Source organism: Oceanobacillus manasiensis, from assembly GCF_000724085.1.
Lineage (GTDB): Bacteria > Bacillota > Bacilli > Bacillales > Amphibacillaceae > Oceanobacillus_B > Oceanobacillus_B manasiensis.
Genome location: NZ_CCDL010000004.1, coordinates 123,350 through 139,864, shown reverse-complemented (window position 1 = coordinate 139,864; position 16,515 = coordinate 123,350). Strand labels below are relative to the sequence as shown.

19 protein-coding genes and 1 pseudogene are annotated in these 16,515 nt (G+C 35.2%); 15 read left to right on the top strand and 5 right to left on the bottom strand.

Annotated elements, in window-relative coordinates; genetic code table 11:
• Positions 1 to 126: 126 nt before the first annotated feature.
• Both BN985_RS17410 and BN985_RS17405 read right to left on the bottom strand, forming a co-directional pair.
• Entirely contained in the window at positions 127 to 630 is a 504-nt protein-coding gene (locus BN985_RS17410; protein WP_052360738.1) for a bifunctional transcriptional activator/DNA repair enzyme AdaA, read from the bottom strand.
• A gap of 86 nt (positions 631 to 716) precedes the next feature.
• A complete protein-coding gene (locus BN985_RS17405) occupies positions 717 to 1,988 on the bottom strand; it encodes an APC family permease (RefSeq protein WP_042225160.1) in 1,272 nt (423 codons plus the stop codon).
• Between the two features lie 409 nt (positions 1,989 to 2,397).
• Between BN985_RS17405 and BN985_RS19420 the strand changes: the two genes are divergently transcribed.
• From BN985_RS19420 to BN985_RS17335, 13 genes and pseudogenes are all read left to right on the top strand, one after another.
• Positions 2,398 to 2,619: a hypothetical protein gene (locus BN985_RS19420; RefSeq protein WP_232225611.1), complete on the top strand. Its 222-nt coding sequence runs from the start codon at positions 2,398 to 2,400 to the stop codon at positions 2,617 to 2,619.
• Positions 2,620 to 2,818: 199 nt separating this feature from the next.
• Entirely contained in the window at positions 2,819 to 3,616 is a 798-nt protein-coding gene (locus tag BN985_RS17395) for a protein phosphatase 2C domain-containing protein (protein WP_042225158.1), read from the top strand.
• Positions 3,617 to 3,676: 60 nt separating this feature from the next.
• Positions 3,677 to 4,132, top strand: coding sequence for an NUDIX hydrolase (locus BN985_RS17390; protein ID WP_042225156.1), 456 nt, complete (start codon positions 3,677 to 3,679; stop codon positions 4,130 to 4,132).
• Positions 4,133 to 4,197: 65 nt separating this feature from the next.
• Complete coding sequence (locus BN985_RS17385; protein WP_042225154.1) at positions 4,198 to 4,722, top strand: DinB family protein; 525 nt, start codon at positions 4,198 to 4,200, stop codon at positions 4,720 to 4,722.
• 41 nt (positions 4,723 to 4,763) lie between these two features.
• Positions 4,764 to 5,654, top strand: a complete 891-nt coding sequence (locus BN985_RS19285) for a hypothetical protein (protein WP_198030033.1) — start codon at positions 4,764 to 4,766, stop codon at positions 5,652 to 5,654.
• Positions 5,655 to 5,696: 42 nt separating this feature from the next.
• The gene (locus BN985_RS17375; protein ID WP_042225153.1) at positions 5,697 to 6,293 is read left to right on the top strand and encodes a hypothetical protein; all 597 of its coding nucleotides are present in this window, start codon (positions 5,697 to 5,699) and stop codon (positions 6,291 to 6,293) included.
• 257 nt (positions 6,294 to 6,550) lie between these two features.
• Positions 6,551 to 7,006 (top strand): DinB family protein, encoded by a 456-nt coding sequence (locus BN985_RS17370; RefSeq protein ID WP_232225617.1) that lies wholly within the window; start codon positions 6,551 to 6,553, stop codon positions 7,004 to 7,006.
• A 34-nt stretch (positions 7,007 to 7,040) separates the two neighbouring features.
• Positions 7,041 to 7,664: pseudogene (locus tag BN985_RS19415) on the top strand (histidine phosphatase family protein).
• Positions 7,665 to 7,777: 113 nt separating this feature from the next.
• A complete protein-coding gene (locus tag BN985_RS17360; protein WP_042225151.1) occupies positions 7,778 to 8,581 on the top strand; it encodes a nucleotidyltransferase domain-containing protein in 804 nt (267 codons plus the stop codon).
• Between the two features lie 145 nt (positions 8,582 to 8,726).
• Positions 8,727 to 9,224, top strand: coding sequence for a phosphoribosylanthranilate isomerase (locus tag BN985_RS17355; RefSeq protein WP_198030032.1), 498 nt, complete (start codon positions 8,727 to 8,729; stop codon positions 9,222 to 9,224).
• Positions 9,225 to 9,246: 22 nt separating this feature from the next.
• Complete coding sequence (locus BN985_RS17350; RefSeq protein ID WP_042225148.1) at positions 9,247 to 9,804, top strand: DUF4256 domain-containing protein; 558 nt, start codon at positions 9,247 to 9,249, stop codon at positions 9,802 to 9,804.
• Positions 9,805 to 10,890: 1,086 nt separating this feature from the next.
• Positions 10,891 to 11,070: a hypothetical protein gene (locus BN985_RS17340; protein ID WP_042225146.1), complete on the top strand. Its 180-nt coding sequence runs from the start codon at positions 10,891 to 10,893 to the stop codon at positions 11,068 to 11,070.
• Positions 11,071 to 11,114: 44 nt separating this feature from the next.
• Positions 11,115 to 11,801, top strand: a complete 687-nt coding sequence (locus BN985_RS17335; protein ID WP_052360735.1) for a YoaK family protein — start codon at positions 11,115 to 11,117, stop codon at positions 11,799 to 11,801.
• Between the two features lie 106 nt (positions 11,802 to 11,907).
• Here BN985_RS17335 and BN985_RS17330 read toward each other — a convergent pair whose 3' ends face one another.
• The 3 genes from BN985_RS17330 to BN985_RS17320 all read right to left on the bottom strand — a co-directional run bounded on the left by BN985_RS17330 (position 11,908) and on the right by BN985_RS17320 (position 14,463).
• On the bottom strand, positions 11,908 to 12,648 hold the full coding sequence (locus BN985_RS17330) for an N-acetylmuramoyl-L-alanine amidase (protein ID WP_232225616.1): 741 nt from the start codon (positions 12,646 to 12,648) through the stop codon (positions 11,908 to 11,910).
• 348 nt (positions 12,649 to 12,996) lie between these two features.
• Positions 12,997 to 13,635 carry a response regulator gene (locus BN985_RS17325; RefSeq protein ID WP_042225143.1) on the bottom strand — a complete coding sequence of 213 codons (639 nt, stop codon included), beginning with the start codon at positions 13,633 to 13,635 and terminating at the stop codon, positions 12,997 to 12,999.
• Positions 13,636 to 14,463, bottom strand: a complete 828-nt coding sequence (locus BN985_RS17320) for a sensor histidine kinase (RefSeq protein ID WP_042225141.1) — start codon at positions 14,461 to 14,463, stop codon at positions 13,636 to 13,638.
• A gap of 193 nt (positions 14,464 to 14,656) precedes the next feature.
• Here BN985_RS17320 and BN985_RS17315 point away from each other — a divergent pair, with 193 nt between their 5' ends.
• Both BN985_RS17315 and BN985_RS17310 read left to right on the top strand, forming a co-directional pair.
• On the top strand, positions 14,657 to 15,241 hold the full coding sequence (locus BN985_RS17315; RefSeq protein WP_042225140.1) for a copper resistance CopC family protein: 585 nt from the start codon (positions 14,657 to 14,659) through the stop codon (positions 15,239 to 15,241).
• Positions 15,242 to 15,244: 3 nt separating this feature from the next.
• The gene (locus BN985_RS17310; RefSeq protein ID WP_042225137.1) at positions 15,245 to 16,336 is read left to right on the top strand and encodes a copper resistance D family protein; all 1,092 of its coding nucleotides are present in this window, start codon (positions 15,245 to 15,247) and stop codon (positions 16,334 to 16,336) included.
• Positions 16,337 to 16,515: the final 179 nt, after the last annotated feature.

Genomic DNA, 16,515 nt, shown 5'->3' with positions numbered 1-16,515 from the left:
TCGACCTCCACTGTTTTGATTCGACACCAACTACAGTAGAGTTATTTTGGATGGCTGGCAAGGCTTTTTTTTATCTAAAAAAGAAGTGCAGAGTTATGTACGTTTTGGTTGCACATCTCTGTACTTCTATTTTGCACTACACAATCCTACTTGAAAGCAAATTTCAGTGCTATTATGAACTGTATTCAATAATAGTTGCTGTGTTCTATGAATTCTAATGCTTTCTAGGTATTTATGGGGGGTAACGCCTAATTTTTCTTTGAAGATCCTGCTTAAATAATACGGGCTCACCCCAATTTTAAAGGCAAGGGAGTTTAATGTTATTGTTTCTCGATAGTGTTGTTTTAAATAATTAATTGATTCTTCCACTATATCTTGCTGAGGATCAAATGTCACAATAGATAGTTCAGATTGGCATCTTTTACATGGTCTAGATCCTTGTTGTATAGCATCCGCAGCATTTTCAAAAAAACATATATTATTATATTTTGGGGTTTTAGATTTACAAGATGGTCTACAAAAAATACCAGTTGTCTTTACTGCATAAAAAAATTTACCATCATATCTTTTATCACATTTAACTACTGCATCCCACATTAACTCGAAAGAGAATTGAGTATTTGACTTCATGAAATAGTCTCCTTCCAACCAATAAAGAATATCTAAGCTAACGGACAGTATTGAATACCCTAACATGTTAAATTTTTTAATATTTCCTAATTTGATTGCTTTTTATTGGAAGATATAACCCATTTTTGAAATGTCATATAGCTAACGTATAAAGCAACAATGATTATCGGGACATAAATGTACAATTGAAAAAACGGTAATACAATAATACAAAAGATTAGTGATACTAAAGAGGTCCACCAAGGTAAGGATTTATTCTTAAAAAGTTTAATACCTGCAGCCATAGAAAAAATATACACAAACACTCCTAACGAGGTTGGTATAAATAAAATATCATTAAATGTCATTGAAAAAAATTCTGTAATAATAACTCCAATACTTGCGAAGACAATTACAAAAACGACCATACGTCTTGGGATTTGTTTAGTTGGGTGTATATGTGATAATTGTTTTGGAAAAGCACCGTCTCTGCTCAGTGAGTATCCGAGTTGCGTCAGACTTGCTACAAACGCATTCGAAGTTCCGACACATATAAAAAATGCCAATATGGCGGTCACAATTTGTGCACCCATTCCTAGTGTTTCTCCCATTATAGCACCAATAGGTGATAGATCACTCTCTTTACTACCATAAGTCCCAGTTCCGATCGTTACAAAACTTAAAGCTAAAAATAATATCCCTATGATTATTACGCTAATAATGGTACTATTTACAATGTTTTTTTGGGGGTTTTTAAAGTGGTTTGCAAGATTACAAATAGCCTCCCATCCAAAGAAAGCCCAAAATATCGCTGTTATTGCTATTCCTATTGAATGCCATCCATTAATTGCAAATGGGGTAAAATTCTCTAAATCAATACTCGGTATTGAAACAATAACAGTGAGTGTAAGTAATAGTAGTAAACAACCACTCAAGATTAGAGCGACTCTACCGCTTACCTTCACTCCATTATAATTGGCTATACCTGCGATAACTAAAATTGTGAAGGCAAGTAAACTTCTTCTTAAATCAGAAATTCCAAAAGCCTGACTAACGTAAAACGCCCCAGTTAAAGACACAACTGATTGTCCAACTGCAGCAGTGACAAAGTAAAACCAACCTACAATATTTCCAGAATGAAAACCAAAGGAATTTCGGACAAAAGTAGCTGCACCCCCGGCATCCGGATATTCTCGGGCCAGACAAGCAAAAGTGTAGGCAAGTGGAAGATTAGCTACAATCACAATTATCCAAGATAATATGGATGCAGGACCCGCAATAGAAGCAGTAACCGATGATATAAAAAGAACACCAGAACCCAGTATCGCGGCAATATATAATGCTATACCTTCATATAAACCAATTGTACGATTTTCCATAATACACCCCCCCTTTAGTAAAACTTTATCACTTGGAGGGAGTTGATAACTTCCCATTTCTTGCGTTCTAATTTTATTTATCTAGAAAGGTTATCGATTTTATTTTGTGATTTTCAACGACATAGATAATATTTTTACGAACGGATGCTATTGTGGAACATTATATTACTCAAAAGAGCTCATTACCAGGCTCGTTTTTAAGTGTTTAGACTTGTGTATCGCACAGTTATTCCTTGTTAATTGACGCTTGCACTTCAGAATGGAACACGTTAATATTTGAGAGTTCTTCTTTTTAGTTGGAAGTGTTTTTGGACTTTATCTATACAACTAAAAGCACAAACAAAAAGAGGAATTATTATATAAATATAGAATTTAAAAGTTAACCCTAATTTCACGAGGAGTAAGGAAAATGAAGAACTTTTTATTAATGTCACACTGTATATTTCCGACATCAAATATAATAGAAACGGCTGATTTTTATGAACAATGGATGGGGTTTAAGGCTGTAATGTATCTAAATGCAAAAGAACCTCATATTTGTGTATATCGCGATACAACAGAGATCATCTTAACTAAAACAAATGGACAAAATGTTATCCCTAATAGAGAGTTATATGTGTTATGGGTATGACGTTTATTTTATAACGAATAATCAAAGAGGTTGCAAGAAGAGTTTCTTAATTCTAATGTTAAAATTGTTCGCACCTTAAATGAAACCGATTACAGTAATAAAGAATTCGTAATAGAAGATATTGATCGAAGATGGATAGCATTTGGCATAAAAGTAGGATGAAAATCATTTTTTAGGTGAAGTAAGGGGGAATGTTACAATCAAGGAATTCAGTTGGATTGGAAGCAGCGTCAGTTTTATAGACAAAATAAATATTCACGATATTAACCAGATAGTATTAGGGCGTTTCGGCGGAAATTCAACTGCTGGACAGAATAATAATGAAGATGGTTGTTTGTTATGGGCTGATGAACAAAAAGATTGGGAGTTTGTTATCATCCTAGACGCTCATAATTCTGCTGAAAGTGCTGAACTGGTAATAAAGCAGTTCAATAAAAAGAAAACGGAAATACAAAATTTATTATTACTTTCATGTGTACAAACTTTAAATAGACTTGAAGAAACAATAATTGAGGTGTTTCAAGAAGAAGAATTTATCTCTGAATGTCGAAAAGTTAAAGGTGAAACATCTTGTCTAATTGTACTAAGAAAAGACAAGTATTTGTGGTGGTTTTCAATAGGTGATTGTATTTCTTGCCTTTTCCATCCAGAACTTGCGAGGCTGGGTCAATATCAAATTAATCAAAGACAATTTTATGAATGGGTGGGTCAAGTCAATACTTTCGAACAAAAGATTCCTTGTTACAGTAGTGGAGTACGGGAATTAAGAAAAGGAGTAAACAATATATTTCTAACAACTGATGGGCTAGTTGAATGTCCTGGTGAACCCTTCACTAACCCTAAGGAGATCTATAAAGTAATGAAAGGTCATCAGATTCAAGATGGTATAAATATATTATTACAAACTATCAAGGTTAATAATGTAAGGGATAGTACCACAATCATTTCTTGGGATGTGAATATAACGGAAGATGGCACGAAGCCAAGTGATGAATAAAGAATAAATATTAAGAGGATTAAATGCTTGTAAAAAATAGTTGCGAAGGAGGATTCCAAATTGGAATATTACAAGTATCTTAGGCAATATGTTGGGAGTAAACCAATTATTTTACCAGGATCTGTTGTTATTATGTTAAATGAACAAGATGAAGTATTGTTGCAAAAAAGGCATGATGGGGGTTGGGGATTACCAGGTGGTTTAATGGACTTAGGAGAAAGTTTTGAACAAGTAGCTAAAAGAGAGGTTTTTGAAGAAACAGGATTAGTAGTCAAAGACTTAAAATTACTTAATGTATTTTCTGGTTCTGAACATTATCTTAAGGTATCTAATGGCGACGAATTATATTCGGTAACAGCTGTTTATTATACTAAAAATGTAATGGGAGAAATGAAAATTGATTATAGCGAGTCGGAAAAAATGCAGTATTTCCCAACAAGTGATTTGCCAAATGACTTAACAGATGAGTACAGAGGGTTTATAGAAAAATACATAGAATGTGAGAAATGTACTTAAAGTAAAGGAACGATTTGTATGATTGGCCTCTTTTTCAATAAATAGAAAAGTGTTGGAGGGCTATAATGAAATTTAATCTTAAAGAAGCAATTGAGGTTTTGGAAAGAACGCCAAAGACATTAGAAAGTTTTTTAATTGGCTTATCGGATGAATGGGTGTATTGCAATGAAGGGGAAGGAACGTGGAATACGATACAGGTAGTTGATCACTTAATTGAATGTGAGAAGAGTAGCTGGATCCCAAGATTAAAAACAATTATAGAGGATGGAGATAATAAAGCTTTCCCACCATTTGATCGAGATGCTCACCTAACCGATCCGTCGCAGAGCTCTATCAGTCAAAAGCTGAAGGAGTTTAAACGTCTGCGAGGAAGAAATATTGAGTTTGTTTGGGCAGAAATTACCAAGGGTTCACAGTTTGAGTTAACAGGAGAACATCCCGCATTTGGGAAAGTGAAATTGAGAGAATTACTCTCCACATGGGTGGTTCATGATTTAACACATGTATCCCAGATAGTAAGAGTGATGTCAGAAAGGTATAGAGAAGATGTCGGGCCTTGGGTAGAATATTTAAGTGTGCTCAAAGACTGAAGGTTTTTCGTCCTTCTAAAGCAAATGGGAATATAAAAAATATGAAGCTTACAATTTTTGCAGGGGTTCTTTTTATATTTGTACTGACAGGGTGCATTGGCGAGGACTATGATGTCGGTGTTCCAGTAGCTCATTTACAAGTTGGTTTACAAAATCATCCGACACAATTAACAGAAGCAAATGTTAGTTGGAGCTCATCGAATGGAGTTATAGATGAAACAATAGATAATATTGAAGAATTTGGATTAGCGCAAGAAGAAATTAGAGTTTCTCCAAATCAAAAAGCCTCCTTGGAATTTAAAGAGAATGAAGAAAATGGTGGAGATATTTGGACGAATCCAACGATAACAGCTTCCTTGTGGAAAAATGGGAAGCAAACGAACATTGATTTAAAAGATAAAAGAGAATTCCACTTCCCAACAAGTGAAGGGAATTATGTAATAGAGGTAAACTTTATTGATTCAGCTAACAAGGCTCAATACATAGGAAATATTGTTATTGATAAAACAAGCCAGCAGACTGAAGTAATTGATGGAAAGCTTCCAAAGTTTACATATATGGAAATGCCTTCGATTAAAAAGAAATCAGATGGTGTCGTATTTGATAATAGTTACTCCGAAGTATGTTGGAATAATTGTAGTGAAGATAACACATATAGCTACCCTGAGATCCATCCTGGAGATGTGGAATTAGGCGAGAAGTTATTAATTGAATGGAATGAGTTGACGCCCCCTCCTACTATAATAAATTTACATCAAGTTGATACCGAAAATTATAAAGTAATAGAAAAGATTCATTTAGATATGAACAATGCTTCTTTAGAAATTGAAGTGGATGAAGAGAACAATAATGCACAGTATGCTGTAGAGTTTTTGTGGACAGAAGGAAACGAGATTATCGGAAAAAGTATGTTGAACTTTAGGTTGGAATAATTGCTTACTATTATCTATTAAATATTTAGATGGAGGAGAAAATTGCTTGCGGATATAATTGAAAATTGGAAGATTTATTGTGATGAGAGTAATTTTGTAGGGATTGGATCAACAAGAAAAGTCCATAGAATCGCGGATTATGTTGTCAAAATACATGTACATCCTATTGGCTACAAACAATCAAAAAGAGAGTTAGAGGTTTATAATGTCATGATGCAGAAAGGATTAGCTAATTTCCTTGCACAGACCTACTATGTAGATGAAAGTATTTCAGTCCAAAAATACTACCAACCAATAGAAATGATAGAGAATCAGTCATTTGAAATTGATATGAAGAAAAACCTAAGTATTATTCCCAAAAGATATGAGGAAGTCCTGGATCTATTAGATAAGGATTTTGACTGTTTTGATTTAAAGGATAGCAGCAATTATGGATTGGACGAAAAAGGCAAGATTATTTTGATAGATTATGGGATGAGCAAAGATTTATATAAAAATCAATGGGTCCCTTTGGCAGAAGCAGGTATTCTACCACAAATTGAATACGATCTTTGTATTAATTGTGGAGTAAAGAAAGAACTACGGATGTACGGAGATAACGATGACGAAAAACGTTGTTATGAATGTGGAAAGGGATAATCTCATTAAACTTAAGGTTAATCGTAATATTTAACCAAATCAAGACTGGGTTCGAGTAGGATCCGGTTTTTTATTTTTACTATAATATTTTCAAAAGCATCTAAGGGTGAAGAATTAAAAAGATTATTTTGAATATATGGTAAAATGGTGTTGGAAGGATGAAGGGAGTGGGAGCAATTAACAATCTTGAAAAATATAAAACATTTAAGGTAGAAGATATAATAGGATACTCGCCTCAAATAGGACATCTGGTATCTATGATGAATTATGCTAGGTATACAACGTTAGAAGCGGTTGTAGGATTAACTGTTGAGCAGTTGGATTTTTTGCCACATCAGAATGGCAATTCAATTGGTGCTTTATTACTGCATATGGCTGCAGTTGAATTTGGATTTCAAGTTGAGTTCTTTGAAAATAGAAAGCCAAATGAGCGAGAGACAGAAGAATGGGGAGCTGCTTATGAACTTGGTGAATTAGGCAGAGAGCAGATTAAAGGTAACCCATTAGAATTCTATCTCGACAAGCTGGATGTTGTACGCACTAGGACACTAAAAGAGCTTCAAACAAGAAGTGATGCCTGGTTATATGAAGAGGCGAACTGGGACAGTGTTTCTTCTAACAATTATTTTGTATGGTTTCATACCTTTGAGGATGAGATCAATCATAGGGGTCAGATACGGATAATAAGAAATATGCTTCCATATAACTTATAATGGTAGAATTTTTTAGCAAAAGGGGGACGAATTTTTGATTCGACTATTTGTAACAAGACATGGAGAAACGGTCTGGAATACACAAAAGAAGCTACAAGGTTGGAAAGACTCTGATCTAACTGAAAAAGGGATAAATAATGCTTTATCATTAGGTAACAGGTTAAAAGACGTAGCATTTGATGCGATTTATGCGAGTCCTAGTAAACGAACATTACATACTGCGGATTTAATCAAGGGCAATAAGGCACTATCTATTGTAGAAAATGAAAGACTTCGAGAAATAAGTCTTGGTTAGTGGGAAGGCCAAACGCATGACTACCTCAATGAGAGATTCCCTGAAGAATATCAGGCATTTTGGAATACACCACATTTATACACTACCACTACAGGGGAAAGCTTCTATGAACTTCAGGAAAGAGTATTAGATTTTTTGAAGGAAATCTCTTCCAAGCATGAAGAGGGGAACATTTTGGTGGTTACGCATTCAGTCTTCATTAAGTCGCTTTTGGCATATTGTAAAGGGTTATCTATTAAGGATCTTTGGAATCCACCATTCATCCATGATACGAGTTTAACAGTGATTGAGATTACGGATGGAAAAATAGACATCAAACTTGAAGGAGATATATCACATCGAAGTGAAAAGATAGGTACATAGAATTCCGTAAATACATACATCAAATAGGCATTCCGATGAATAAGATCTTAAAAAACGAAAGTTATATGAAGGTATAAAAGGGTTTTATCTTGTGTAAGGGGGAGAGCCTTTAAATGGAGACTCTTATAACTGGGTATGGTTTAGATGGTAATGGTTTTATTATAAGTGATGTGAGTTCAGACAAGATTGATAACGTTTATATGCCATCCATCCAAGAATCAGTTGAGCGCCTTAAAACAATGTTTCCTCAACAGTTACACAGTGTCTATGTTTACGGCAGTGTAGCCAGGGGGGAAGCAATTCTAAAAGAGTCAGATTTGGATCTTATTGCTATGTTTGTTAAAAAGTTAAACTCTGATGAGTTGGTTGAGTTAAAGAAACTTACAGAAGTTCTTTCTCAGAAGTATCAAGATCTGGTTCGTGATGTGGGCATCGCTATTGCTGATTATGACTATACGATGGATCCTTCAAGTTACTTTGAAAATGCCTTTCTTAAGGAAATAAGTGTTTGCGTTTATGGGGAGGATGTAGGAGATCATTTTGGACCATATAAGCTTACAGCCGAAATACCCATCTCCTTCAATGGGGATATTGGTGATTCCTTAAAACGGGCGTTAAATAAATTAGAAGTACCATCGAACCAAGACTTTAACATAACTTCACAAGGATTCGCACGAAAACTAATCCGGACATATTATTCGATGGTAATGGTTCGTTCTCAAATCTGGACTACTAGACTTCCACAACAAGCTCAAGTTTTCCTCCAATACTTCCCAGATAAGGAGCCTATTATTCAGACACTATTAGACTGGTTAAATGAACCTCCAACTAGTCGTGACTATGTATATGCGTTGTTCAAGAAAGAGGGAGAGTGGGCCCGTGATAATTTTGCAAAGGAAGTAACGAAATCTTCTTAGGCAAAAGAGTAGTTATTGCTCATCACCTCTAATTTAATTTTAAAAGGTAGGCTATCTATTTGGTCTGCCTTTTCTGTAATTGTAAAACCATGGAGGATACTCTTGTGGTAATATTAAGTTAAAAACACTGGAGGACCAGGACATAATGGATAAATTTGCCGAATTTATTCGCATCACAAAAAAATTAAATGAAATGGAAATTATTCCACTGTTAATGGGCTCTGTTGGATTAGAAGTTGTAACAAGTGCAGACTGGGACGCCCAGGACTTAGATATCCATGTACCAGGAGATGAAAGAGGATGGGAGGTTCCGCCTGAACTATCTATACATAATTGGACAAGAATTGCTGAGATTATGAGTTCAATAGACTACACCTTAGTTGACTTACATGAGCATGAATTCTCAAATGGGCAGCTGTCAGTGGAATTTGGTATTATGGACACATTACCAGAGTTTGCAGGGGTGCCTTTAGAGGATTTAAAGATGCATCAGAAGGATGGTGCGAATTATTTTCTACTAAATCCAAGACAATACTTAGCTGTTTATGGGGCTTCATCTCTGGATAGTTACCGTGCAGATCAGAATAATAATAAAGACCTTAAGAAAATAGAATTTCTAAAGAACATGGTAGAGAACAGTTAAACATTTTAAGGAGGCAGCAAATATGGCAAAAGAGTTAACGCAAGAACAGCGTGAAACATTATTAAATACATTGAAAGCACGCTTTGAAAAAAACATGCACCGTCATGAGAATTTAGAATGGGATAAGGTACAAACAAAGCTTGATGCGAATCCTGAAAAACTTTGGTCGTTGAATGAAATGGAAGAAACAGAAGGTGAGCCAGATGTTGTGGGTTATGATGAAGAAAAGAATGAATATACCTTTTATGATTGTGCAAAGGAAAGTCCTAAGGGTCGCAGAAGCGTGTGCTATGATCGGAAAGCATTAGAAGCAAGGAAAAAGCATAAGCCAGCCAATAGCGCAATAGATATGGCAACTGATATGGGCATTGAGATGTTAACGGAAGAACAGTATAGAGCATTACAGGAACTTGAAGAATTTGATAAGAAAACGTCGACTTGGGTGGCGACTCCTTCTGATATTAGAGAACTTGGCGGAGCTCTTTTTTGTGATCGACGTTTTGGACATGTCTTTCTATACCATAATGGAGCGGATTCCTATTACGGATCCAGAGGTTTTCGTGGTTTATTAAGAGTCTAAAATACAAAATCTATAGGAGGGCCTCTATACCAGATTTAAGGACCCTGTAGTTTTCATAACAAGGATTAGTTGTTGATGGTGCCATGTCGCTGGGAAGTTGAGGAGATGATTAACGTAATAGTTCAATGTGGGCGGAAACTTATAAAAACTAAGTTTCCTTCTCTTTTTCTTCCTTAGAGAATTACAAAACTAAAGTATAAAAACATTATCAATCTGAGGTGATATTTTGGTAAGTATATTGGAAAACGTATTTCAATTATCGGCTATAATACTACTCTTATGCTCATTTTATTATTATAGACATTTTAAAAAGGTAAAGAGAGAAAGAAAATTAACTGCATCGGAACTGTTCACTTATATTATAACGCGAATTGCAATGGTTCTCTGTGCAGGCAGCTATCTTCTCTTGTTCTTGGATAAAAATTTTGGTTAAAGATGTAGGATAAATAGAAAAACAAAGGACGTATCTTTCAATAGGATCTTTTGAAGGGGGCAATACTATTGTATGAGAATATTTTTATATCACTCGTTATCAATAGAGTTTTAAAAGTCTCTCGACTCTTTGAAAAGCCGTCCCTTTTTAGTTTCTTATATTTACACTCAAATTAAGCACCTATCCTTTATTTAATCGGACCAACTGAAAGAATGTTGTCTAACCTGAAAAATCGCACCTGTTTGCGATAGTAGCAGTAAGCTAGCATCTTTTCATCATCTATACATACCACACGAATGATACGCTACGTTACATTGTTATTCTCGTCCCTATAAATCATGATTTTCTTTTCCTTCCATCGTACTTATTAAAAACCCAATCATAATTATCTCCCCAAAAACTACCTATTTACGAATTTTTGTTCTGATTATAATATAAACCTATCACATAAACAAGAACAAGTGTACTGTTATTTACATGAAAGGATGATTTGGGATGGAGAATGTTACAATAACCTATGTCACGCTAGAGACGTACGGCTATAAGTCGGTAAACGGATTGGAAGACGTATGACAGGTCATGCGGCTGGTAAAACGATTAGGAAGTTGTTTAAATAAAAAGAAGTCATGTAAAATTAAAGGGAGTGAAGAAAATTGAAACAAACTGGTGTAAAAATAGATGGTGTTATTTATTCACTTGATGGAAATCTTGGGCATAACGAGCTTTTAGACGATTTTTTTAAGTCTATTGAAGGTATAGGCTGGCATTTTGGCGGAGGTAGTTACCAAGTTGATGAAGAAAGCCGTCAAATAGAAGACATAGATCAAAAATAAAAATCAATTAATCTATTCAGTTATCGTAAGAGGAGGTTATACAATTGGGGGATGAAATCAATCAAAATAAAATCCTGACTGTCTTAACAATTTTTTCTACCTTTTTAATGGGATTTATTGATGCTTATACTTTTATTACTCAAGATGGTTTATTTGCCAGCGCTCAAACGGGAAATATGGTAGTTTTAGGTGCAAAACTGCTTGAAGGTGATTTTATGGAAGCTCTTGTCCACTTTTCCTCTTTTGCTGGCTTTGCTGTTGGAGCATTTATAGCACAGGGGATTATAGAGCACTTTAAAGAGTACGGTTGGAAGAAATATCGTATATATCTTTTTCTTCAGATGGTTTTTCTGCTTGTCATAGCTATCGTTCAGCAAAATATCAGTCCTTCTGTAATTGGATTTCTACTGGGATTATTGGCAGGATATGAGCTGACAGTATTTCGTAAAATCAAATCGACCAATATTAATAATGGGATAATGACAGGCAATACAAAGAATCTCATGAATAATCTTTATTTAGCTATTTTTAATAAAAATAAAGAGGCTTTACATACTTTTCTAACATTATTGCTGGGGTTATGTGTATTTATGCTTGGGGTAGTTTCTGGCACTGTAGTTCAGCTTTTTGGAGTATATTTGAATTTATGGTTGGCATTTTTTATTACTGGACTATTTTATATCTGGCTGCTTTTAAAAAAATTTAAATGGCGGAAAAGAATCGATAGCTAAACATATCAATGAAACAGAAGAATGGCAAGCAATGAAGAACGAAATGGCAAATATGATGCGTGTATTAGTTGATTTTTAAGCCCCCACAGTGTGAGGGCTTAAATTTTTATTTTGTATAATATCTTACATATTGAGAATTAGCTGTAATATATAAACCACTCTTAATTTGGTACATATGGCCTCCGCCTACCGGGAACTTGTCCCTACTGACGGTAAACACTTCTCCTCTATTTATAATGACAGCCCGATCATTCCAATTAGCGGTATTATACTTCCAAAGGAAGTCTGTTACAATCTCCACATATTCTTGTCCGGAACCTTCACTATCTTTCTTTTTCAAACCAAAGTGTGAAGCAATTGCATCAGCCAACGCTTTTCCTGTATGATCCATTACTGTGTTGTTTCGCATTTTATCAATATCAATGGTAGAATCCATAAAGTCACCTTCAATTAAAATTGCTGGCATGCGTGATCCTCTTAGCATATGAAAATTAGCCGACTTAATCCCACGATCACGTAGTCCCATAGCTGTAACAATACTAGGATGGATTTTTCTTGCTAGTGCGTTTCCAGATGAAGAACCAGGATAATGGTACGTGTCTGTACCCGTCCACGATCCACATTGCCCTGTATTTGCATTGTGGTGGTAAGATACTAAAATATCCGCATTGTTTGCCTTGTTAGTTCTAGTAGAAAGTGGAACGTCTGTATTTCCAGTAGGATCATCTAACCTTACTACATTCGCATTCTCGTAACCTCCAAGGTAACGAATAGCAGCCGAAAATACATTGTTGTTAAAAGTCCATTCTCTTTCTCCAGCTGGTGTTCTTTTCCCTGGTGTATTGATTCCATGTCCTGCTCCAATAGCAATAATTGCCTTAGTAAATCTCCTCGATATAATATATTCACATTTTAAAAAGGTAAAGAGAGAAAGAAAATTAACTTCAACTTAACTTTCCACCTATATTATTATTCGAATTGCAATGTTTCTGTGTGCAGGTAGTTATCTACTTCTATTTTTGGATAAGAGCTTTGGGTGAAAATTGTATCGATAAATAGAAAAATGACGTAATTTTCAACAGGATGTTTAATGGGGGCAGTACTTTATGTCAGCAATTTATATATCAATCGTTATCTATTGAGTCTTAATATTCCCTTACCTCTTAGAAAAGCCGTCCCTTTTTAGTTTCTTATACTAATCAATTAAACCTTTCTTAAAAGCATAATTTGTTAATTGAACACGATTATCTAAATGCAGTTTACTTAGTATGTTTTTCAGGTGGCTTTTAACAGTATGCTCCGATATAAACAGCGTCTTTGAGATCTCTTTGTTTGATAACCCTTTTGCTACTAACTGTAATACTTCCATCTCTCGTGTAGACAAAGGGATATTTTCTTTGGTCGTTTTATTTTGTGGAAATTCTTTCAGGACTTGCATGGCAATTTCTTTGGACATAGGTACTTCATCTAAGGCAAAAGCCCTTAAATGTTCTAGCCATGTATCGGATTGAATGTTTTTAAGTAAATATCCTTGAGCCCCTTTCTTTAATGCATCAAACAGATCCGTAATATCATCGGAAACCGTAATGATAACAATTTTTACGTATGGGTATAGAAATTTAATTTTTTTCGTTGCTTCAAGACCATCCATTACAGGCATGTTAATGTCCATGAGAATGATATCCGGCATTAGTTCTTCTGTAAGTTGGACCGCTTCCTCGCCATTCTTTGCTTCTCCTACGATAAGAAAGTCGTTATATTCTTCTAAAATTTCGCGAATTCCTTCTCTTGCATGTGAGTGGTCGTCGGCAATAAGTATTCGAAAAGGCTGCATTTACATTTGCTCCTTCTTTAATGTCATAATCGTTTCACTGTCTATTCTCTTCAGAGTAAATTCCCAATTCATATCTTGAGCTCTATTTTTAAGGATGTCTAGTCCATAACCTTTATTAGACTCTAGGCTTTGATCCGTGAATCCAATTCCTTGATCGATAACTTGGCAAACCCAGCCACGGTCTGTTTCTCTCGCATGAATCCATATCTGATTTGTTTTCGCATGCTTTATAACATTCATGACCGCTTCTTTTATACAGGCAAATAATTCTACTTTTTCTTTAGGGGATAACGTATCCTCATGAATGGACCAATCTAAGTTAACATCCATCATGTGATGCTCTTTAATTTCTGAAATAAATTGATTGACCGTTTCTCTCCAACTCAAGGCTTCTTTAGTTGGTATGTATCTTAGATTTGTAATAGCTTGTCGGGTATCTTCATGAACGTGCTGCAATGTTTGTTCAATCTTTTGCAGGTCTGGGTCATACTCCAACTGATTCTTTTTAATAAATTTCTTCGTTTTAACGGACAGTAAAAACAGTGACTGAGCAATTCCATCATGGAGCTCTCTTGCTAGTTTTTCTCTTTCCTCGAGTGCCGCTTTTTCCGTTTTTTCCACTCTAAGCTCTTCTTGTATTCTTTCTAATATGGAAAATAAATGACGCAGAAATACAAGTGTAACAACAAAGACTAATATAGGGGAAAGGTAATTTCCCATATCCATGGAGATATATGGTAAGAGAAACTCATGCCGAATGTACTCCCATAAGGCAATCGTGATGGTTGGCGTAATTAAAATAAGCCACTTAATCTGTTTATACTTCATCTTCCCGCGCCTCTTTCTGGATTAAAATATGTCTATATTTTATCAATAATACGTCCCTTATCGCTGTTTTGGATTAATAATCACTCTTTCGGGGTATTATGTGATTGCTCCATTCTATTTATAATGTTTTTGAGTAGCCTTAAAAAGAGCTTCAAAAAAAGTATAGCATCATAGCTTAAGGGAGGAAATTTTTTTGAAACGTATATTTTTTTCAGTTGCACTGTTTTTATTTGTAACGTCTATCACAAATAGCGCGTTTGCTCATTCACACATAGAAGGGTCAAATCCAGAAGATGGAGAAGTGGTCACGGAATCATTACAAGAAATTGTACTCACATTCGATGGTAGCATTGAAGAAGGCAGTACGGTAGAAGTAACAACAGCCAAGGGGGAATCCATTGAAGTAGAAGATATTGTAATAGAAGAAAATACATTAACAGCTACTATTGCTAATTCCCTTTCCAATGGTGAGTATCAAGTAGACTGGGATATCATTAGTGCAGACGGACACCCGCTAGATGGAGATTTTTCATTTACGATGAACGCTCCAGAGGAAGAAACTGCTGAAGAACAAACCGAAGAACCAGCAGAAGCTGAAGAGGAAGAAACAACAAATGCAAATGAAGATGACGATATAGTAGAATCGCCTGAACAATCGACACAAGATCAGGAAACCGAAACAGAGGAAGGTTCCTCGTCTATGGTAATCCTTATTGTTGTTCTTCTTGTGATTATCTTGGCAGGCGGTGTTATGTACTTTATTAAAAAAAGGAAGTAAGGAATGGAAACGGTCGTTATAATTAGCAAGGTACTTTTATACTTATCATTATCGATTTTAGTAGGAAGTTTTATTCTTTGTTTGGTGCCAAATAAGTACCGCCCGGATTTAAGGGTTTCAAGGAAATATCTACTAATTAGTGCCATAACGGTTCCGATTTTTTCATTTGCCCCTGTCCTAGATATTATTTTATATATTGCACCACGCTTAGGGGGAATCGAGTCTTTCAAACTAGTATTAACAACGTATACCGTTGGGAACGCTTGGATTGCCACCCTTTTAGTTTCTGTTGTGCTAATACTATTCATCTATATGATCTGGCCACCTTATAAAAAGCTCTATTCGTGTTTAGGATTGATCCTGACATTTGGGTTGATCCTAAGCCTTGCTTGGTCAAGTCATAGTGGTACGATAGATCCGATACTAGGGATTATAAGTGATTTCACTCATTTAGCTGCTGTGAGTATTTGGGTTGGCATAGTGCTTGTTGTTGGCTGGGGAGCACGTAACTATAAAAATTGGGTTCAATTTTTAAATTGGTTCTCAATCGTTGCATTTGGCTGTTTGGCCATGACATCTATTAGTGGTTTGTTAATGATGGATTTAATAGTGGATAATTATGTTGATTCCTGGGTGGTTTCGTATGGACAGGGAATCTTATTGAAACACTTGTTTCTCCTACCACTTGTTTTTTATGCGTTGATTAATGGTTTACTGATGAAGTTTTTAATATCAAAGAATTATAATTTTAATCCTATCCCGTGGATACGTTTAGAAGGGTTTATATTATTTGGGATTTTTGCCATAACAGCCTTTTACTCGATCCAACCACCACCACATGGCAATTATTTATCCAATGAAGCAGTGTCACCTTTGTTTCGTCTATTTCATGATGAGCCAATTGATCCTGCGACTACTATTGATTTTGCTGGAGGGCCAAATACCGTATATTTCCTTTTTTTATCCTTCTTGTTCATAGGATTAATGATATTGTCCTTTTTCAAAAAAGCACCAATCATTGTTTCCCTTCTTTTTAGTAGTTTATTTGTTTTGTGTATCTACTTCACATTAATGATATCAGTAGTAGTCAGCTAGTGTAGAGTGCTCATTGCAAAGAAGATAATAAGTTGCAAAAGCTGGCTAGGGAAGACCATATATTCATGAAAAAATATGGACAAAGTAAATTTTAAAAAAATGGGTTGGATCCAGACTAGGATTCAACCCATTTTTAACGTAGAATAGTTCTGAGAAGTGTATCCGAACGAATTGGAGGG